Origin of the sequence: Salegentibacter mishustinae (genome assembly GCF_002900095.1) — a bacterium.
Lineage (GTDB): Bacteria > Bacteroidota > Bacteroidia > Flavobacteriales > Flavobacteriaceae > Salegentibacter > Salegentibacter mishustinae.
Window position 1 is genome coordinate 112,071 of sequence record NZ_LLKN01000002.1, and the last position, 19,776, is coordinate 131,846.

At 36.4% G+C, this 19,776-nt stretch carries 19 protein-coding genes; 11 read left to right on the plus strand and 8 right to left on the minus strand.

All coding sequences use genetic code 11. From position 1 onward, the window contains the following. Positions 1-168: 168 nt before the first annotated feature. Both APB85_RS03400 and APB85_RS03405 read left to right on the plus strand, forming a co-directional pair. Positions 169-1,203, plus strand: coding sequence for a sensor histidine kinase (locus APB85_RS03400; RefSeq protein ID WP_308430014.1), 1,035 nt, complete (start codon positions 169-171; stop codon positions 1,201-1,203). Next, positions 1,200-1,901: a LytR/AlgR family response regulator transcription factor gene (locus APB85_RS03405; protein ID WP_057482943.1), complete on the plus strand. Its 702-nt coding sequence runs from the start codon at positions 1,200-1,202 to the stop codon at positions 1,899-1,901. The genes APB85_RS03400 and APB85_RS03405 overlap by 4 nt, the downstream gene beginning before the upstream one ends. On the opposite strand, the gene APB85_RS03410 is transcribed toward APB85_RS03405, so the two are convergent. Further along, complete coding sequence (locus tag APB85_RS03410) at positions 1,898-2,920, minus strand: helix-turn-helix domain-containing protein (RefSeq protein WP_057482942.1); 1,023 nt, start codon at positions 2,918-2,920, stop codon at positions 1,898-1,900. The genes APB85_RS03405 and APB85_RS03410 overlap by 4 nt on opposite strands. 617 nt (positions 2,921-3,537) lie before the next feature. On the opposite strand from APB85_RS03410, the gene APB85_RS03415 reads away from it, so the two are divergent. The 9 genes from APB85_RS03415 (at position 3,538) to APB85_RS03455 (ending at position 13,155) form a co-directional block, all read left to right on the plus strand. Continuing rightward, entirely contained in the window at positions 3,538-3,873 is a 336-nt protein-coding gene (locus APB85_RS03415) for an arsenosugar biosynthesis-associated peroxidase-like protein (protein WP_057482941.1), read from the plus strand. Positions 3,874-3,938: 65 nt separating this feature from the next. Beyond that, complete coding sequence (gene arsS / locus APB85_RS03420) at positions 3,939-4,997, plus strand: arsenosugar biosynthesis radical SAM (seleno)protein ArsS (protein ID WP_057482940.1); 1,059 nt, start codon at positions 3,939-3,941, stop codon at positions 4,995-4,997. 25 nt (positions 4,998-5,022) lie between these two features. Then, on the plus strand, positions 5,023-5,640 hold the full coding sequence (locus APB85_RS03425; protein WP_057482939.1) for a TIGR04282 family arsenosugar biosynthesis glycosyltransferase: 618 nt from the start codon (positions 5,023-5,025) through the stop codon (positions 5,638-5,640). Between the two features lie 3 nt (positions 5,641-5,643). Further along, positions 5,644-6,456 carry a purine-nucleoside phosphorylase gene (locus APB85_RS03430; RefSeq protein ID WP_057482938.1) on the plus strand — a complete coding sequence of 271 codons (813 nt, stop codon included), beginning with the start codon at positions 5,644-5,646 and terminating at the stop codon, positions 6,454-6,456. Between the two features lie 99 nt (positions 6,457-6,555). Further along, positions 6,556-7,842: an NAD(P)/FAD-dependent oxidoreductase gene (locus tag APB85_RS03435; RefSeq protein WP_057482937.1), complete on the plus strand. Its 1,287-nt coding sequence runs from the start codon at positions 6,556-6,558 to the stop codon at positions 7,840-7,842. Beyond that, positions 7,839-9,422, plus strand: coding sequence for a 4Fe-4S binding protein (locus APB85_RS03440; RefSeq protein ID WP_057482936.1), 1,584 nt, complete (start codon positions 7,839-7,841; stop codon positions 9,420-9,422). The genes APB85_RS03435 and APB85_RS03440 overlap by 4 nt, the downstream gene beginning before the upstream one ends. Continuing rightward, positions 9,423-10,223, plus strand: a complete 801-nt coding sequence (locus APB85_RS03445) for a glycosyltransferase family 2 protein (protein ID WP_083482229.1) — start codon at positions 9,423-9,425, stop codon at positions 10,221-10,223. Continuing rightward, the gene (locus APB85_RS03450) at positions 10,223-11,689 is read left to right on the plus strand and encodes a cellulose synthase family protein (RefSeq protein WP_057482935.1); all 1,467 of its coding nucleotides are present in this window, start codon (positions 10,223-10,225) and stop codon (positions 11,687-11,689) included. Before APB85_RS03445 ends, APB85_RS03450 begins: the two co-directional genes overlap by 1 nt. A gap of 80 nt (positions 11,690-11,769) precedes the next feature. Continuing rightward, a complete protein-coding gene (locus APB85_RS03455; RefSeq protein ID WP_057482934.1) occupies positions 11,770-13,155 on the plus strand; it encodes a glycosyltransferase 87 family protein in 1,386 nt (461 codons plus the stop codon). Here APB85_RS03455 and APB85_RS03460 read toward each other — a convergent pair. From APB85_RS03460 to APB85_RS03490, 7 genes are all read right to left on the minus strand, one after another. After that, positions 13,126-13,752: a lipid-A-disaccharide synthase N-terminal domain-containing protein gene (locus APB85_RS03460; protein ID WP_057482933.1), complete on the minus strand. Its 627-nt coding sequence runs from the start codon at positions 13,750-13,752 to the stop codon at positions 13,126-13,128. The two genes, APB85_RS03455 and APB85_RS03460, sit on opposite strands and share 30 nt — an antisense overlap. Before the next feature lie 101 nt (positions 13,753-13,853). Continuing rightward, positions 13,854-14,825, minus strand: coding sequence for a deoxyhypusine synthase family protein (locus APB85_RS03465; protein WP_057482932.1), 972 nt, complete (start codon positions 14,823-14,825; stop codon positions 13,854-13,856). Then, positions 14,818-15,693, minus strand: coding sequence for an agmatinase (speB, locus tag APB85_RS03470; RefSeq protein ID WP_057482931.1), 876 nt, complete (start codon positions 15,691-15,693; stop codon positions 14,818-14,820). Before speB ends, APB85_RS03465 begins: the two co-directional genes overlap by 8 nt. Positions 15,694-15,738: 45 nt before the next feature. Beyond that, positions 15,739-17,142, minus strand: a complete 1,404-nt coding sequence (locus APB85_RS03475) for an arginine decarboxylase (protein ID WP_057482930.1) — start codon at positions 17,140-17,142, stop codon at positions 15,739-15,741. A 282-nt stretch (positions 17,143-17,424) separates the two neighbouring features. Further along, complete coding sequence (locus APB85_RS03480) at positions 17,425-18,267, minus strand: pseudouridine synthase (RefSeq protein WP_057482929.1); 843 nt, start codon at positions 18,265-18,267, stop codon at positions 17,425-17,427. A gap of 93 nt (positions 18,268-18,360) precedes the next feature. Beyond that, complete coding sequence (locus tag APB85_RS03485; RefSeq protein WP_057482928.1) at positions 18,361-18,837, minus strand: nucleoside deaminase; 477 nt, start codon at positions 18,835-18,837, stop codon at positions 18,361-18,363. A 22-nt stretch (positions 18,838-18,859) separates the two neighbouring features. Continuing rightward, positions 18,860-19,765 (minus strand): geranylgeranylglycerol-phosphate geranylgeranyltransferase, encoded by a 906-nt coding sequence (locus APB85_RS03490; protein ID WP_057482927.1) that lies wholly within the window; start codon positions 19,763-19,765, stop codon positions 18,860-18,862. Between the last annotated feature and the right edge of the window lie 11 nt (positions 19,766-19,776).

Genomic DNA, 19,776 nt, shown 5'->3' on the forward strand with positions numbered 1-19,776 from the left:
ATTTCATAAATATTTATATATTCAGCAACGAAAAAAATAATATTAGACAAACAACATTTAAGAAAAGCCGAATAGCTAAAATCTATCTTTTTCCATTCCATGTCACTACGAAAACGTTTTAAAAGAAGCTTTTTTTTAAATGAAAGATGGGGTTACCAAATCTCCACTTTGCATCATATAATTTTCTGGTCTGTCTATTTTATTTTTAATGCACTTAGATGGGGAAGTTATTATGGCGATTATCTCTATTCGCTTAAAGCAAACTTGTTGGGTTTCCCTATTCACATGGCGCTATGCTATTTCACTATTTACCTGCTTATTCCTAAGTTTATTTATACCAGAAAGTTCTTTTGGTTTATCTCGATTTTAATATTATCTATTTTTTTAATGGTGTTTCTCAAATTTGAACTCACCTATCTTCTTATAAGCAATAATGTTTGGCCCGAGGGCCCCGAAGAAACATCTACTTTCAGTTTTAATTATGTGCTGGTTATGATGCTGGGCGAGTTGTATGTAATTTCTTTTGTTACCGCAATAAAGATCACCATAGACTGGATGAGTGAAAATAAAAGAGCGGCTAAACTTGAGAAAACTCAGCTAGAAACCGAATTAAGGTTTTTACGATCACAAATCTCACCACATTTCTTTTTCAATACTTTAAATAATATTTATTCGCTTAGTCTTAGCAAATCGAATAAAACTCCTGAAACGATTTTAAAACTTTCAGAATTAATGCGGTATTTACTTTATGAGACAAAACCGAATCTTCAATGTTTAGAAAAAGAAATTAAATGCATTAAAAATTACCTGGACCTTGAAAGAATCAGGTATGGCGAGAAGTTAAGTATACAGCTAAAAATTGAAGGAAGCACAGAAAACAAGAAGTTACCGCCAATGCTCCTTATTCCATTTATTGAAAATGCTTTTAAGCACGGAGCGAACAGAAGTACTAAAGAAGTTGTTATCAAAATAGAACTGATCATTAAAAATGATATTTTGTACTTTAGAACCTGCAACAGCCTTCCAGATGAAGAAGAAATTAAAACCTATCATTCTCAAAATATTGAAAAACAACCGGGAGGTATCGGGATCTTAAATGTAAAAAAACGTCTCAATCTTGGGTATAATAGAGAAGATTACGACCTAAAAATTACTAAAAAAGAAACCGAGTTTTTGGTTGACCTAAAGTTAAAATTGAAATGATGCTGAAATGTGTAATTATAGATGATGAGCCTTTAGCGGTAGATGTAATTAAAAACTATATCTCCCAAATAAAAGGCCTGGAAATAATGGCAAGCTTTAATAGCGCTTTAGACAGCCTGGAATTTTTGCAGGAAAATGAAGTAGATCTTATGTTTTTAGACATAAACATGCCTGTTTTAGACGGTTACAGTTTCCTAAAAAGTTTAAGCAATAAACCCCAGGTAATTATTACCACGGCGCACGAAGAATATGCCGTTAAAGGCTATGAACTTGAAATCCTGGATTATCTTGTAAAACCCATACCGTTTCCCCGGTTTTTAAAAGCAGTAAATAAGGCGATAAAGAATTGCGAAGAAAACAAAGCCGAAAACGATTCCTGGAAAAACAAACATCTTTTTTTAAAAATCAATAAGAAAAAGATGAAAAAGGTTTACCTAAATGACATTCTGTTGGTAGAAAGTCTAAAAGATTATATCAAAGTTATTACGCCTAACAAGAATTATATTATTCATCAAACCTTAAGCAGTTTTACCGAAAGTTTGCCTTCAAATAGGTTTATTAGGATACATAGATCTTATACGGTTTCTCTCGATAAGATTGAAGCTTTAGAAGGCAATAGCCTAGAGATTAATGGCAAAAGATATGTTATTGGCCGAAGCTATTTATCGCAGGTTAAGGATATTATTCTGGAAGATTAATCGTCTAACGTTTTCCTTGTTTTCAAAAAATATTTGGGATTAACACCATATTTTTCTTTAAAGATCTTCGAGAAATAACTGCGATTATTCAAACCAATTGAAGTAACAATTTCAGAAATATTCTTTTCGGTGGTCATCAGCATTTCTTTGGCTGCCTCCAGCTTTTTATGCTGCATATATTTATTCACGGTAAGATCGTAAACATACTTAAAGCCTTCCTGAAGTTTATTTACATTAGTGCCTGCCTCTTTAGCCAGGGCTTCTACCGTTAAATTGCTTCCCAAATCACCCTGAATGCGTTTTACCACATAATCTACTTTTTCAATATCTGACTGTCGCAAAATCTGCGGAAGTTTATCTCCAGATTCATCATCTTCGTATTGAGAGATCTGTATCACCAGCATTTGAAAGGCCTTTGCCTCCAGATATAACGAACGAAGAAATCCAGTAAAATCTTTAGTATTAATTTCGTTCATGATATCGGCAGCTTTAATACTATAATTCCCCTGGTAGAAAAATTGTTTTTCTGATACTGCATCCTGAAACAGCTCTTTTAAAGTTGGATCAAGATCTTTGAAATCATAATTTCTGCGATGGGCAAAGACCGACCTAATTATTTCTAAACTTGAAACGTGTGTGGCCTCATTAGCTTTAAAATAAAGCACGTGACCATTGTAACCACTACTGGAAACAATAATGTTTTGGTAAGTTTTTATATCATTAACCTTTTCGGTATCCTGAAATGAGTGGCCGGCAGACCCGGCTGAACAAAATATAAATTTAAGCGGATGAACCGTATTAAGTGCAAAATATATTTTTACATCTTCATAAAACTTACAATTGTAAGTGATAAACCCCATACCCGAATCAAAACTGATTCCTCTAATATATCCTTCCCCTATATGTTCCGGCAGCTCTATAGTATGCTCTCCGCTCCCATTTTCAACCGGTGCCCCCAAACTTTCAGAAATATCTTGAATGATTTCTTCTACCGGTAAAGTTTTAACATCTATTCTCATAAATCTAATTCTAGGGGAAGCCCCTGTAAATCAATTTCTTATTTCTTAATACTTCTGTTAATTCACTCATTATTAATAGAATTAACCTTTAAAAATTAATGTAAAGATAAAACACTTGGCAAACATACCATTAAAAGTCATTAACATTTTAATTTTAGACCAGGCTTAGTGGTGATACTGCAAATTTTCAGCAGGCTATTTTGGTAGGGTTAAAATACGTAATTGTAGCCTAATGTAAATTATAAACAGTAACTTTTATTCGAATAGCGGCAAGCAAAACAAATTAAGAATCAGATATTTACATCTTAACAACAATGCCCTCGCCTTCAAAGGTTAGGTCCTAAACACCAACCAACTATGGATCTTATTTATATATTTTTGGGCTTAGAAATTCTGGCTATTCTCGCAGTCTCTGTGTTTTTTGTGAAAAAAATTATCAAAACGGTTAGGAGAAAGTAACTTCCATTTCTACCATTTTACGATTCTCTTTTAAAGAAATTTTCAGCTTTAGAATTTTCAAAACAAGATCGAATACCTGCCATTTCGCTTAAAATTCATTGGCTACGTAAGTATTAATAGATATTTTAGACCAAAATAACTAAAACCTATTAACTGCTATGGCTAAGACTTATTACAATCCCGATGATCTGAGAAAATTTGGTAAAATAACCGAGTGGAGCGAAGACTTAGGAAATAAATTTTTTGATTACTACGGAAAAGTTTTTGAAGAAGGAGCTCTTTCCGCCAGGGAAAAATCTCTGATAGCTCTTGCCGTTTCTCACGTGGTAAAATGTCCTTACTGTATTGATGCCTATACTAAAGACGGTTTACAAAGAGGAATCACCAAAGAGGAAATGATGGAAGCCGTGCATGCTGGTGCCGCGATTGAAAGTGGAGCTACCCTTGTACACGGCGTACAGATGATGAATAAATATGATAAATTGAGCATGTAAGCTTTTATCTTACCCTCAAGCTCTACAAATCATTTTCTTCAAATAGCATTAACTGTAACATTTACATGGCTTTACTAAAATCCTTATCGGCTAGAAAAAACGATCTTTCTAAACCAGAGAACCAGCTTGAATTTTTAAGCAACGGAATTTTTAAAGAAGGAGAACTTCCCTTTTTCAAAGATAAAATTGCCAAAACCGATAATTACCCCTTGAAACCTAAAAAACTGGAAATCCTTCAGCTTAATTTAGGATATATGTGTAACCAGGTTTGTTCGCATTGTCACGTAGACGCTGGCCCCGATCGAAAGGAAATTATGACCAAAGAAATCATGCAGCAATGCCTGGAGGTTATTAAAACCACTAAAGCCCATACCTTAGATCTTACCGGCGGTGCTCCTGAAATGAACCCGAATTTTAGGTGGTTTGTAGAAGAAGCTTCTAAAGCAGGGATCAAAGATTTTATTGTTCGGTCTAACCTTACTATAATTCTGGCGAACAAAAAATACCATGATTTGCCAGAGTTCTTCAAAAAATATAATGTTCACGTAGTTTCCTCACTTCCCTTTTATAAAAAGGAAAAAACAGATAAGCAGCGCGGAAATGGCGTTTTTGATAAATCTATTAAAGCTCTACAAATGCTTAACGCTGTGGGCTATGCACAGCCAGAAACAGATTTAAAACTGGACCTGGTTTATAATCCCGCCGGCGCCTTTTTACCAACCAACCAGCAAGCCCTGGAACAGGATTTTAAAACCGCACTTAAAGAAGATTTCAATATAGATTTCGATAATCTTTTTGCTATTACAAACCTTCCTATAAGCAGGTTTCTGGAATTTTTGATCGCTTCAGAGAATTATGAAGATTATATGTATGCACTGGTTGAAGCCTACAACCCCGCCGCGGTAGAAAGCGTGATGTGCACCAATACCATTTCGGTGAGTTGGGATGGCTGGTTATACGACTGCGATTTTAACCAGATGTTAGAATTAAAAGTAGACAGCAAAGTGCAGCATATTAGCGATTATAATGAAGATTTGCTCAATAACCGGGAAATAAGAATTTCACAACATTGCTACGGCTGTACTGCCGGCGCTGGAAGTAGCTGCCAGGGAACAGTCGCATAATTTTCACTTCTTAAATTTTTAAACTTTGAGCCTTAAACCTACCGAAGCTTTATTAATTATCTTTACCAGGAATCCAGAACCGGGAAAAGTAAAAACCAGGATTGCCAAAGATGTTGGCGATATAACTGCATTTAAAATTTATAATTTCTTACTGAAACACACTGTTTCGGTTACTAGAAACCTGGCGGTTAGCAAAGAAGTATATTATTCTGAAGCAATTCCCAAAAACGATATTTGGGAAAAAGAGATTTATTCTAAAAATCTTCAGAAAGGGAAAGGCCTGGGAGAAAGAATGAAAAACGCCTTTCAAGAAGGTTTTAAAAATGGCTACCAAAATATTATAATTATTGGCAGCGATCTTTACGATTTACAGCAGGAAGACCTGGAAAAAGCCTTTCAATTACTTCAGGAAAAAGATGCGGTAATTGGCCCCGCTACAGATGGCGGCTATTATTTATTGGGAATGAATCAATTGTTTCCGGAAGTATTTGAAGATAAAAAATGGGGAACCTCATCGGTTTTGGAAGATACTTTAAATGATTTAAAAGGAAAAAATATCGCTTTGCTTGAAGCCAGAAACGATGTAGATTATTATTCAGATATTAAAGATCATAAAGATTTTCAGCAATTTTTTAAATATTAAAAAATGATTAAAGAAATACAGGAAACTACTAAATACCTGAAAGAAAAAGGATTTAAAAACCCTGAAATTGGAATAATCCTGGGCACCGGTTTAGGCCAGCTCTTAGACGAGATAAAAATAGAAATCGAAGTTAGTTACAATCATATTCCGCATTTCCCAACTGCAACGGTAGAATTCCATAAAGGAAAATTGATTTTTGGTGAACTGGAAGGAAAGAAAGTGATGGTTATGCAGGGACGTTTTCATATGTATGAAGGCTACACGATGCAAGATCTTACTTTTCCTGTGCGCATAATGCACCAGCTGGGTATAAAAAAACTCCTGGTTTCTAATGCTTCCGGCTCGGTAAATTTGAAGTTCAAAAAAGGAGAACTTATGCTAATTGACGATCATATTAATTTGCTGGGAGATTCCCCTTTAGCCTTTAAAGGAGTTTCACAAATGGGCGAACGCTTTGTAGACATGAGCGCACCGTATGATGCCGAAATGAACAAAACATTTGAAACTATCGCTAAAAAAGAAAGAATTACACTGCACAAAGGAGTCTACGCAGCACTTTTAGGTCCGCAATTAGAAACCCGTGCCGAATATAGAATGCTGCAGGTCTTGGGAGCAGATGCTGTGGGAATGAGTACCGTACCCGAAATTATTGTGGCCAATCATCTAAAACTACCGGTTTCGGCAATTTCTGTAATTACAGATGAAGGCGATCCCGATAACCTAAAACCGGTAAATATTGAAGAAATTATCGCAATGGCCGAAAAAGCAGAACCAAATATGATAAAGCTTTTTAAGGAAGTAATAAAATCTGTTTAAGAACAGTTGCTTTGAACAAATTCAAAAGAATAAATAAGAAATAATAACTTAATTTCGAAGCAGGCCCTGGAGCTTTTAAATCTCGATTATCGAGCACGTATGGAAAATATTGTAATTATAGGAAATGGGATCGCAGGAATTACCTGTGCGCGGCATATCAGGAAGAATTCCGGCGCAAAAATTACCGTGATTTCTGCGGAAAGCGATTATTTCTTTTCCCGCACCGCCCTAATGTATGTTTATATGGGCCATATGAAATGGAATCACTTAAAACCTTATGAAGACTGGTTTTGGGAAAAAAATAGGATTGAATTAAAAAATGCCTGGGTTGAGACCATAAATTTTGAAGAAAAAACATTGCACTTTTCTTCGGAAGAAACACTGAAATACGATAAGCTGGTTCTGGCAACAGGTTCGGTTTATAATAAATTCGGTTGGGAAGGTCAGGATTTAAAAGGTGTGCAGGGATTGGTTTCTAAACAGGATCTAGAGCTGTTGGAAGAAAACACCAAAAACTGTAAAAAAGCAGTAATAATTGGCGGCGGACTTATTGGCGTAGAACTCGCCGAAATGCTCAAAACCCGAAATATCGAAGTTACTTTCCTGATTCGGGAAGAAGCTTTTTGGCATAATGTCTTGCCCATCCAGGATGCTAAAATGATTTCTAAACATATCCAATCCCACGGCGTAGATCTTAGAGAGAAAACAGAACTGGATAAGATTGTTGCTAATGAAAATGGAAGAGTTAAATCTATAATAACAAATTCCGGAGAAAAAATCGAATGCCAGTTGGTGGGCCTTTGCACGGGCGTTAGACCAAATATAGATTTTCTTAAAAATACACCTCTGGAAACCGATAAAGGAATTCTGGTAGATGAATTCTTACAAACCAATATCAAAGATGTATACGCTATTGGCGATTGTGTGCAATTAAAGCAGCCTTTATCCCATCGTAAACCCATTGAAGCAGTTTGGTATGCCGGCCGTATGATGGGTGAAACCCTGGCGCAAACTTTAACCGGAAACGCTATGAAATACAAACCCGGAAACTGGTTTAATTCGGCTAAATTCTTCGATATTGAATATCAAACTTACGGCAATGTTTCAGCAAAACCGGGCGAAAATGAAATGCATTTTCACTGGCAGCATACAGATAATACCAAGGCATTAACCATCGCTTTTGATGCTAAGTCCAATAAATTCCTTGGAATAAACACTTTTGGAATTAGGATGCGCCACCAGGTTTTCGATCAATGGTTGAATGAAAACAGAAAAATAGATCACGTGTTGGCCAATCTAAAACAAGCCAATTTTGATCCCGAATTTTACACTCGTTACGAGAAAGACATTTTTAAAAGTTTTAAAGAGAATCTAGAGAAAGCATGAGCAAAATAGAACATAACATGTCTCTTACGGCAGAAGCACCGGCAAAACTTTCTACCACTCAAAGACTGGCAAGCGGCATAGGTTTAGTTGGCCTTTTTATCCTGTTGCTTGCAGTTGCCAATGTGAATTTTCCGAATAAAACTTTATTCCTAAGTTTATCCTTAGGGCTTATCGCAGTTGGCACCATAATTTTTGCAAACGATCTCTATCTAGGGAAACACCAAGGCATAAAAAATGATGGCGTTTGGTTTAAATCCCTTAGCGGGCGCGGATTTTGGGCCTGGATCCTGGGCATTAGCCTTACGCTTTTTTACGTGGTGTTATATTGGTATCCGCAATATTTAGGTTTAAAAGCTGACGGAGCAAATACCGGAATCATCTCACTTTTTGATCCGTTAAGCCAATTCATTAGCGGAAATCCTGCCAGTCAATGGTTTGTTTATGGCACGCTTTATACGCTGGCTATTCTAATTTTCGGCTATAAATTTATTCTCAAATATCGCAATAATCGCTACGAAGTAATTCGCACCTTTTCGGTGATGTTTTTTCAGTTAGGTTTCGCATTTCTAATTCCTGAAATTTTAATTCGGTTAAATCAGCCTTACTATAATCCAGCTAATATCTGGCCGCTTAATTACGATCTGTTTACCGATTATAAGATCAACGAATTTCTTTCGGCAGGCAATGTTGGTGTAATTATGCTAGCTTTTGGTTTGATTTCCATTTTTGTAATCACCCCAATTTTAACTTATAAATATGGCAAACGATGGTATTGCAGCTGGGTTTGTGGCTGTGGTGGGCTCGCCGAGACCGCCGGTGATCCTTTTCGCCAGCTTTCGAATAAATCTCAATATGCGTGGAAAATTGAACGCTGGGTGATCCATAGTGTTTTGGTTTTTGTTACCGTAATGACCATCGCGGTGTTATATTCATTTTTAGGCGACAGCGCCAATGATTTCTGGCTTACCAAAGACGTTTTCCTTTGGGGTTCGGCCGGATTTCTTACTTTGCTTTTTGCCGTAATTATGATCTTTAAACGCAAAGAATTAGCGAAAGATGCTAAATATGGTGCTATTGGTTATTTAGTGGTGATCTTGTCAATAATAAGCCTCAATTATTTCAGCGGAAATGGGAATATCTTTTTCTTCGGTGGTTATCAACTTAGAGAATGGTACGGCTTCTTAATTGGCGCTGCATTTTCTGGTGTAATTGGCGTAGGCTTTTATCCGATATTTGGAAGCCGGGTTTGGTGCCGTTACGGTTGCCCAATGGCGGCAATCTTAGGAATGCAGCAACGTCTTTTTTCACGGTTTAGAATTACTACCAACGGTGGCCAATGTATTTCCTGCGGAAATTGCTCTACCTATTGCGAAATGGGAATTGATGTTCGTGCTTATGCTCAAAAAGGAGAAAATATTGTGCGTTCCAGCTGTGTAGGTTGCGGAATTTGCTCGGAAGTTTGCCCGCGTGGCGTTTTAAAACTTGAAAATGACGATATGGACGGACGTATAAATTCTGAAGAAGTGCTGTTAGGAAATGATGTAGATCTAATGGATTTGGTAAACCAGAAATCGAAATAAATGCCGCAAGAAAATCTAGAACCTAAGCATAATCAACCGAAATATAAACCAGATAACACTTCCTTTAAAAAAGTTAAAGCTGAAAAAATCAAGTCTTCTGAAGTTATTAAAGTAATTATTCCGGCTTATAACGAAGAAGAGTCCATAGCTAAAGTCATTGCCGAAATTCCCGAAATTGTTCAGGAAATCATTGTGGTAAGCAACAATTCTACCGATGCTACCGAAGAAAATGCAAAAAACGCCGGCGCCACGGTGCTACAGGAAAACCGCAAGGGTTACGGCTACGCCTGTTTAAAGGGAATGGATTATATATCAAAACAATCCTTCGACAAGCTCAGGACTAAACCAGATATTATTGTTTTCCTCGACGGGGATTACAGTGATTTCCCGGCCGAATTAACTAAGATTATCGCTCCAATTATTAAGGAAAATAAAGATCTGGTTATTGGCTCCAGGGTTAAAAGATGGCGCGAAAAAGGCTCGATGACCTTTCCGCAGATATTTGGAAACTGGTTGGCCACTTCACTAATGAAATTATTTTTTAATGCGAGGTTTACCGATCTGGGGCCATTTCGTGCGATTAAATACGATAAGTTGCTAGAACTCGAAATGCAGGACAAAACTTACGGCTGGACGGTAGAGATGCAATTAAAAGCCATAAAAAAAGGATTTTCATACACTGAAGTTCCCGTACATTACAAAAACAGGATTGGCACTTCAAAGGTTTCGGGAACCGTGAAAGGTGCTATCTTTGCAGGAGTAAAAATCTTGGGTTGGATCTTTAAATACAGTTTTAAGTAATGGATTTAGCCATTATCATTATATACACGCTTGCTCTGCTGCTTATTTTTTTCTACAGTATTTCGCAGCTGCAATTATTGTTGAATTATCTAAAAGCTAAAAAACAGGTAGATGCTTCGGAAAAATTTAACCTGAAAGATCCTTCTGAAACTCCTTTCGTCACTATTCAGCTTCCACTTTACAACGAACTTTATGTCGTGGAACGTCTGCTGAAAAATATAGCTAAAATTGATTATCCTCGTGAAAAATTAGAAATCCAGGTTTTAGACGATTCCACCGATGAATCTGTTGCGAAAATTAAAAGCCTGGTAAATCAAATTCAAACAACCGGTCTAGACATCCAACATATCACCCGAAAAGACCGCAGCGGTTTTAAAGCAGGTGCTCTAAAAGAAGGTTTAAAAATCGCCAAAGGAGAGTTTATCGCGATTTTTGATTCCGATTTTTTACCGAAAAAAGATTGGTTGTTACAAACAGTGCCCTATTTTAAAGATCCTGAAATTGGGGTGGTGCAAACACGTTGGGGACATATTAATCGAGATTATTCCCTGCTCACTAAAATTCAAGCATTCGCTTTAGATTTTCATTTTATCCTGGAACAAACCGGCCGTAATTTTGGGAGACATTTTATCAACTTTAACGGCACTGCAGGAATATGGCGGAAGGAATGCATTTTAGATGCGGGAAATTGGAGCGGAGACACCTTAACCGAAGACCTGGACCTTAGCTACCGTGCTCAACTAAAGCACTGGAAATTTAAATACCTGGAATATGTAGAAACTCCCGCCGAATTGCCGGTGGCAATAAGCGCGGCACGTTCGCAACAATTTAGATGGAATAAAGGTGCTGCAGAGAATTTTAAAAAGAACTTCAAGAAATTACTTAAAGACAAATCGGTTCCGTTTGGCACAAAATTTCACGCATTCTTTCATCTTCTAAATTCCAGTATGTTTTTAATCATCCTGGTCCTGGCGGTTTTAAGTATTCCGGTTTTATTTATTAAAAACAATAATCCGCAGTTTGGCTGGTATTTTAATTTGGTGGCTTTCTTTTTACTGAGCACAGTAATATTCTTTTTGTGTTATTATGCGGCTTACGCGAAAATTCACGGGAAGAGTTTTAAAAGCTTTTTGAAGTTTATAGGAATGTTTTTTACGTTCTTTTCGGTAGCGATGGGGTTTTCGGTCCACAATTCCCTGGCGGTTTTGGAAGGACATTTTGGGAAAAAATCGGCTTTTATTAGAACTCCAAAATTCAATGTAAGTTCTCTAAATGATTCCTGGAAAAAGAATATTTATATTCAACAGAAATTTTCTTTAAGCATTGGGGTTGAATTCGCTTTATGGCTATATTTTGGTTTCGGACTCTATAGCGCTTTTATGCTGAACGATTTTAGCCTGGCTATTTTTCACCTGATGCTTTTTATAGGTTTTGGGTTTGTGGTTTTTAGATCGGTTAGAATTTAAAAGCCTACATAGGTTAACTTCAAAGTTGCTGTCATCGTCATCCTGAACTCATTTCAGGATGACGTATTAAGAAAAGTAAAATGCAAGATTTCTTTAAAAATCATAAATTCTCTATTCTCCTAATCTTAACAGGAATTGCTTTTTATTGGTCTTTCGCTTACGACCTAAACCGCGCTGATTTTATAAAACTGATCAGTCTTTATACCGGTTTATTTTTTATCAGTTTTAAGCTTATTCAGTTAAAAAAAAGCAATTTTTGGTTCCTGGCAGGAGTTGCAGTTTTATTCCGGTTCGTTTTTATTGCAGCCACGCCAAATCTTTCGCAAGATTTTTACCGTTTTATCTGGGACGGACAATTGATCCTGGACGGAATAAATCCTTATTTGTCCGTTCCAAATGATTTAAAAGAGTTCTCGACTGCGCTCGAACTGACAAATCAAAAATTAATAAATGGAATGGGTAGTTTGAGTGCAGGCAATTTCACCAGCTACCCACCGGCAAACCAACTCTTGTTTGCGATTTCAACATTTTTAGGAGGGAAAAGTGTTTTGGGTTCTGTGGTCGCAATGCGATTTTTCATCATCCTGGCCGATTTGGGAACGCTATATTTCGGCAGAAAATTATTACTAAAATTAAATCTGCCTGGGCATCAAATCTTCTGGTTTATTCTAAATCCTTTTATCATTATAGAACTCACCGGAAATCTTCATTTTGAAGGTGTAATGCTATTCTTCTTAACCTGGTCAATCTATTTATTACATCAAAAAAAATGGATTTGGAGCGCAATTTTATTAGGAATATCAGTATCGGTAAAATTGCTACCGCTTCTATTTTTACCGCTTTTATGGAATTATTTTATAAAAAACAGAAAAATTGAAAATTCAGATATTCCCGGCCTGAATTTTAAAAAGCTGCTGGGTTATTATCTAATAGTTGGAGTTGCAGTTATAGTAAGTTTTCTGCCTTTTATTTCTTCGGAATTCATCTCTAATTTTTCAGCAAGTATCGCGCTTTGGTTTCAGAAATTCGAGTTTAATGCGAGTGTTTATTATGTGATTAGATGGATTGGATTTCAACTGAAAGGTTACAATATTATCGCAACCGCAGGTAAAATCCTTCCCTTAATGGTAATTTTAATTCTTTGCGGACTCGCCTTTTTCCGAAGAAATAATTCTTCCCAAAAGCTAATTGAAACTATGCTGCTGGGAGTTTCAGCGTATTTTCTTCTAGCTACCACAGTGCATCCCTGGTATATTGCCACGCCGCTTTTGCTTTCGGTTTTCGCTAGATTCAGGTTTGCTTTGGTATGGTCTTTTCTGGTAATGCTAAGTTATTCGGCCTATACAAAGAATGGATTTCAGGAAAATTACTGGTTAATTGCAATTGAATATGTTCTTGTTATAGGAATTTTTCTCATAGAGATCTTTAAACCAAAATTACTCACCAGAATTCCGTATTATAAATAGATTTCGGATATAAACGATACCTCCAAAGAAATGTGCCGCAATTAAAACCGGGTCATTTCTAAAGATTCCATAGGTTAAAATAAGACTGGAGCCTACCAGGCTAATAATCCAAAACTTTTTCGGCAAATCTGATTCTTGGTTTCTCTCTGCATGAATCCATTGGTAAATAAAACGAGCCGTATAAACGAGTTGACCAACTATCCCGAGAACAATAAGCCAGGTAGAAATATTATCGCCTTTTATAAGATCTGACCAATTTAATTCTCCAAAAAAGAAAAGATAAAGTGCAATTAATATAGGTAGTGTAATTACATAAATCTTAAACATGATTCCAGATCTACCCCATTCTCCCTGAAGCTGAAGATTTCTAAAATAGCCACCATAAACTAAGAATTGGCCTAGCATAATTGCCATATCATCCCGCAAATAACCATAAATAAACAGCAATACAGCGCCTTGTAAACTAAGTTTCCAGAAGAGCGTTGGTGTTTCAATCTTATTGGTCTTTTCAGATTTAATCCATTGCATTATTAGCCTTGCGGAAAATAAAAGCTGGGCTAAAAAGCCAATCGCATACACAAACCAACTGCTACTCATATTTCGTATTGAGGATTTTAAAAAAGACCATAAAAAAAGCTGTTCAATAGTACATAAAAAGTCTTATTGAACAGCTTTAACCTCTAATAATTCTTTGTTAATTACATATCCAGAAGATAAGCAAAAACTAGTGGTGCTACAATGGTAGCGTCACTTTCTATTATATGCTTTGGAGTATCTATATCTAGTTTTCCCCAGGTAATTTTCTCATTAGGAACCGCTCCCGAATAAGAACCATAACTGGTAGTAGAATCTGATATTTGACAGAAATAACTCCAAAAAGGAGTATCTGTACGCTCCATATCCTGATAAAGCATAGGCACAACGCAAATTGGGAAATCGCCGGCAATTCCGCCACCAATTTGGAAGAATCCAATTCCGTCCTTAGAATTATCGGTATACCAATCGGCAAGGAACGTCATATATTCAATTCCCGATTTCATGGTACTGGCTTTTAGTTCACCTTTAAGCACATAGGAAGCAAAAATATTCCCCAAAGTACTATCTTCCCAACCGGGAACTACGATCGGCAAATTCTTTTCGGCTGCGGCATACATCCAGGAATCTTTTAAATCTATTTCGTAGTGTTCTTCCAATACCCCGGAAAGCAATAATTTATACAGAAATTCATGCGGAAAATAGCGTTCGCCATTAGCTTCGGCATCTTTCCAAATCTTTACAATATGCTTCTGAATTCTTCTAAAAGCTTCTTCTTCCGGAATACAGGTATCGGTAACCCTATTAAGGCCTTTTTCCAATAGATCCCATTCTTCCTGCGGAGTTAGATCGCGATAATTCGGCACACGCTTATAATGTGAGTGCGCCACAAGGTTCATCACATCTTCCTCTAAATTGGCACCGGTACAGGAAATGATTTGCACTTTATCTTTGCGTATCATTTCGGCAAAAATCTTACCGAGCTCTGCTGTACTCATAGCACCGGCAAGTGAAACTAACATCTTAGAACCGCCCTGAAGTTGCTTTTCGTAATCTTTGGCCGCATCTACAAGAGCTGCCGAATTAAAATGTAAATAATATTTTTCTATAAATTGGGAAATAGCTCCTTTACTCATCTTCGTCTTCTTCGTTATAATTTTGATATTTAAATTTGTAGCTCAACATTTTATAATACAACTTGGCCGCAAGAAAATCTGATGATCTTTCATTTTTATTTGGGCAAAGTTCTACAATGTCAAAACCTACTACGTTTTTCTTTTTGAACATCATTTTAAGAAATTCCAGGGTCTCATACCAGAAAAGTCCACCTGGTTCAGGCGTACCTGTAGATGGCAAGATAGAAGGATCAAAGGCATCTAAATCTATAGTGATAAATACATTTGGCGTCATTTGTCCAATGGCATCATCCTGCCAGTCTTCGTAAAGATCGTGAGCGAAATATACCTGGTTCTCGTCCATATGTTCTACTTCTGAAACATCCATAGAACGAATTCCTACCTGAACCAAATTTGTTTTCTTACTGGCTTCGTGAACCGCGCAAGCGTGATTACAACTAGAACCTTCGTACTCTGGTCTTAAATCGGCGTGAGCATCTAATTGCACAACGGTAAGGTCTTCAAAACTTTCATTAAACGCACGAATAGTCCCAATAGAAACAGAATGTTCTCCGCCAAAAATGGTAACGAATTTCTCCTGTTTTAAATAGTTTTTAGTGGTTTTATAAACTGCTTCCACCATTTTCTCTGGAGAAGAATTTTCAGTTACCGGTGGTGCAAGATAAATTCCCTTTTTATAGACTTCGCTACGGGTTTCTATATCATAAAGTTCCATGTTTTCTGAAGCTTCTAAAAAAGCTTCAGGTCCTTTATCAGATCCTTTTTGCCAGGTGCTGGTACCATCGTAAGGAACCGGGATCAATACCACTTTCGCATCATCTATGCGCGAATATTTATCTGGTATTCCGGCGTAATTCTTTTTGTTCATTGTAAATGCTTAATTGGTTGTTGGTTATATAAAGTTATTGATTTTTTAATTGTGACCATTATAGCCTAATATTTTCAGCATATCATCGGCATCCTGCTGCTCGCTGAAAAGTTTAGTGCTAATATTACCATTTTCATCTTTATCTATTAATAAATGCTTTGGCTGCGGAATTAAACAGTGGTGTAAACCACCATAGCCACCAATAGTTTCCTGGTAAGCTCCTGTATTAAAAAAGCCAATATATAATGGTTTCTCCTTTTTATACTTAGGAAGATAAATAGCGTTTACGTTCTGCTCTGAATTATAATAATCATCACTATCGCAGGTTAAACCTCCAAGTAACACCCGCTCATACTCATCGTTCCAACGGTTTATTGGCAACATCACGAATTTCTTGCTTATTGCCCAGGTATCAGGTAGGGTGGTGATAAATGAAGAATTGATCATATTCCATTTCTCACGATCGTTTTGCTGTTTTTGATACAAAATCTCGTAGATGGCGCCACCGCTTTCTCCCACGGTAAAACTGCCAAATTCAGTAAAAATATTGGGCACATCAACTTCGGCTTCTTCACAATATAATTTTATCTGATTGATGATCTCATCTACCATATAAGCATAATCGTACTCAAAATGAAGTGAATTTTTTACCGGAAATCCTCCGCCAATGTTCAAACTATCAAGCTCGGGACACACTTTTTTTAAGCTTACATAAACCCGTAAACATTTTTGCAATTCGTTCCAGTAATAAGCTGTATCTCTAATCCCGGTATTGATAAAGAAATGCAACATCTTTAGTTCTACCTGCTCGTTTTCCTTTATCTTTTTATTGAAAAATGGAACAATGTTCTTATAACCAATTCCAAGCCTGGATGTATAGAATTCAAATTTTGGCTCTTCCTCTGAAGCAATCCTTATTCCAATAGGAAATTTCCCTTCTATCTTTTCTGAAAGTAGATCTATCTCTTCATAATTGTCTATAATGGGCATACAGTTCTTATGACCATTATTAAGCAAGCGCGCAATGTTTTCTATATACTGGTCGCGTTTAAAGCCATTACAAAGCACATAAGTATCATCGGTAATTTTCCCAGATGCTTTTAATTCTTCCACAATATTAATATCAAAGGCAGAAGAAGTTTCAATATGGATATCGTTCTTTAAAGCTTCATTTAAAACGTGTTGAAAGTGCGAACTTTTGGTACAATAACAATAATTATAATTCCCTTTATAATCGTGTTTTTCCATAGCATCGGCAAACCACTTTTTGGCTCTATGAATGTTTTGGGAGATCTTAGGCAAATAGGTGAATTTTAATGGAGCTCCATATTCTTTGATCAACTCCATTAGATCTATGTCGTGAAACTTTAACTCGGTTCCTTCCAGGGTAAATTCCTCCTGCGGAAAGTAATAGGTCTGGTCTATTAAATCGCTGTATTTAGTATTCAATTGTTTGGTTTATATGTTATAAGGATAAAAATTAGGCATTAATTTTTCGGGTCAAAAAGAATGACTGGTAAATTAATGTTAAGAAAAAATGGTAAGAGCTTAAAGTCAAGCTCTGATAAGGCTTAAGACAAAGAATTTTAGCAGACGAAAACCGCCCAGCGCTTAGGTAATCAATTCCTGTCAATTAAATAGGTGCATTATAAATTCAAAATAAAAAACCGGAGAAGGAATATCCTAATCCGGTTCAAAAATATTAAAAAACTTAATACGGAATCACTTTTTTTAGAGCATTCCTAAATTTATAACCTCCTGATCTGTAAGCCTTCTAAAACGACCTCTTGGCAGATCCTTTTTTGTAAGTCCGCCAAAAACTACACGATCCAGTTTTTCAACTTCAAAGCCCATACTTTTAAACATTCTTTGAATTACGTGGTTTTTGGTACTTTTAGTTTCTATTCCAATTTCGTTCTTAGGTCTATCGGCAATAAAACTAACGTCTTGTATATTTACTTTCCCATCTTCAAGAAAAATACCATTTCTAATTTTCTCTAAATGTTCTACTGAAAGCGGTTTTGTTAAATTTACCTGGTAAATTTGTCTAATTCCATTCTTCGGTTTACCAAGTTTTTTAGCCAGGGTACCATCGTTGGTAAAAAGTAAGAGTCCCATTGCCTGGGTATCTAATTTCCCAACAGGATCCAGTTTAGCTTTGGTGGCTTTCGCCATAATATCCATAACTGTCTTCCCCCCTTTTTCGGTACTTCCGGTTACGTAGATCCCTTTTGGTTTGTTCAACACAAAATATTCGGGCTTATCTGGATTAACGCTTCTTCCGTCAAATTTTACCTCATCGGTTGGAGCTACTTTAAAGCCCATTTCGGTTACCACATTCCCATTAACGGTCACATTTCCGGCAGAAATAAAGATATCGGCATCACGACGGGAACAAATCCCGGCATTGGCAATATATTTATTTAAACGAATTCCATCGGTCTTAGAAGGGGTTTTAGGAGCTGACTGCTGCTTTTTAATAGGCGCATTACCGCGTGCAAAAGACTTCTTGGTCTTACCGCCACCTTGTCTTCCACTAAATTTTCCACCTTTAGATTTATCGTCTCTACTCATATCGCTAATTTTTTGCAAAGGTACTCTATTGATTTAGAGTGGCATTCTATTTATTTAAAGTTTTTATACTTATTTATACTAAAAATAGTGTATCTAATAATCAATTTTATCTCCTTTTGCTTCCCATTTTTGAAAAATTGGTAGGCCTTCTTCGCGCATCATATTAATAAACGGGATCTTACGCTCGTCCATATCTAGAGCAATTTCATCATAAACAAACTGATCGTCGAAACCTATCCTGGCAGCATCTTCCCTACTTAAAGCATAATACACTTTACTGGGCCTCGCCCAGTAAATAGCACCCAAACACATGGGGCAGGGCTCACAGGAGGTATAAAGAATACAATCTTCTAACTGGAAATCTCCCAGTTTTTCACAGGCTTGTCTAATTGCAGCCACCTCGGCATGGGCGGTAGGATCGTTGGTAGAAGTTACTTTATTACTGGATTCGGCAATAATTTCTCCATTCTTTACAATTACGGCACCAAATGGGCCACCGGAACCTTTATCCATTCCTTCTTCTGCTAACTGAATAGCTCTTTTTAAAAAATAGCTATGATCTTTTTCCATAAATTATTTTTGAATTTGAATCTTAAAAAACGCGGTTTAGTACCTCCTTAATATCAATAAGTAAAATACTAAAAACCCCGGCAACAATAATAAGTTTTAATATATTATGAAGCAGTAAAAACTGCCATTTCACTTTGCTGAAATATAGGAACAGTACAAAGAAAACCAGTAAAACCAGGGATACATAAAAGTAATAGTTCATATACCCCGTATCAAAACGGGTAATAAGCAGCATAGTTGGGATTACGGCTAAAATACTCAATATTGACAGGAAAAATTTACTGAGCTTCTCTCCATAAACTATGGGAATAGTATGATAATTTTGAATTAAATCTCCCTGCATATTCTCCAGGTCTTTCACCAGTTCACGCATTACAATCATTAAATAAAGGAAAGTTGCGTGTATAAAAATGACCGTTTCAAAATTTTTATAATAAATAAATATCACGAAAAACGGAGTAAGGGTAAGTATGGAAGCCACCAAATTTCCCAAAAATAAAATCCGTTTTAAACGATGCGAATACAACCAAATCGCAAAAATATAGATGGAAAAGAAAACTACCGCTTTAAACGAAACATAACTGGCAAAGAAAATAGCCAATAAATTGAGAATAAAATAAACCGAAAGTTTGGTTCGCTGACTCACAAACCGGTCTAACATTGTTTTCTTTGGCCTGTTGATTAAATCTTTCTCGCTATCGTAAAAATTATTGATAATATACCCAGATGCGATCACCGTAGCAGAAGAAAGTATTAGAAAGAATAAATTATCGTCAAAAAAAATTTCCCTTAAAGGAAGTTCTGGCGCTAAAATAAAGGCTGATGTAAGGTATTGTGCTAAAATAAGCACCAAAATATTATAGCCACGAACCACCGAAAACAAACTAAACATTTTCAGCAATAAGCGCTTGTTAGAAATAGACGCCATGTAAGGGTTGT

Coding starts and splice junctions, on each gene's coding strand:
- APB85_RS03445 (WP_083482229.1), top strand. CDS start 9,423: ATGCCGCAAGAAAATCTAGAACCTAAGCATAATCAACCGAAATATAAA.
- APB85_RS03430 (WP_057482938.1), top strand. CDS start 5,644: ATGATTAAAGAAATACAGGAAACTACTAAATACCTGAAAGAAAAAGGA.
- APB85_RS03455 (WP_057482934.1), top strand. CDS start 11,770: ATGCAAGATTTCTTTAAAAATCATAAATTCTCTATTCTCCTAATCTTA.
- APB85_RS03410 (WP_057482942.1), bottom strand. CDS start 2,920: ATGAGAATAGATGTTAAAACTTTACCGGTAGAAGAAATCATTCAAGAT.
- speB (WP_057482931.1), bottom strand. CDS start 15,693: ATGAACAAAAAGAATTACGCCGGAATACCAGATAAATATTCGCGCATA.
- APB85_RS03405 (WP_057482943.1), top strand. CDS start 1,200: ATGATGCTGAAATGTGTAATTATAGATGATGAGCCTTTAGCGGTAGAT.
- APB85_RS03480 (WP_057482929.1), bottom strand. CDS start 18,267: ATGAGTAGAGACGATAAATCTAAAGGTGGAAAATTTAGTGGAAGACAA.
- APB85_RS03440 (WP_057482936.1), top strand. CDS start 7,839: ATGAGCAAAATAGAACATAACATGTCTCTTACGGCAGAAGCACCGGCA.
- APB85_RS03450 (WP_057482935.1), top strand. CDS start 10,223: ATGGATTTAGCCATTATCATTATATACACGCTTGCTCTGCTGCTTATT.
- arsS (WP_057482940.1), top strand. CDS start 3,939: ATGGCTTTACTAAAATCCTTATCGGCTAGAAAAAACGATCTTTCTAAA.
- APB85_RS03460 (WP_057482933.1), bottom strand. CDS start 13,752: ATGAGTAGCAGTTGGTTTGTGTATGCGATTGGCTTTTTAGCCCAGCTT.
- APB85_RS03490 (WP_057482927.1), bottom strand. CDS start 19,765: ATGGCGTCTATTTCTAACAAGCGCTTATTGCTGAAAATGTTTAGTTTG.
- APB85_RS03485 (WP_057482928.1), bottom strand. CDS start 18,837: ATGGAAAAAGATCATAGCTATTTTTTAAAAAGAGCTATTCAGTTAGCA.
- APB85_RS03465 (WP_057482932.1), bottom strand. CDS start 14,825: ATGAGTAAAGGAGCTATTTCCCAATTTATAGAAAAATATTATTTACAT.
- APB85_RS03415 (WP_057482941.1), top strand. CDS start 3,538: ATGGCTAAGACTTATTACAATCCCGATGATCTGAGAAAATTTGGTAAA.
- APB85_RS03435 (WP_057482937.1), top strand. CDS start 6,556: ATGGAAAATATTGTAATTATAGGAAATGGGATCGCAGGAATTACCTGT.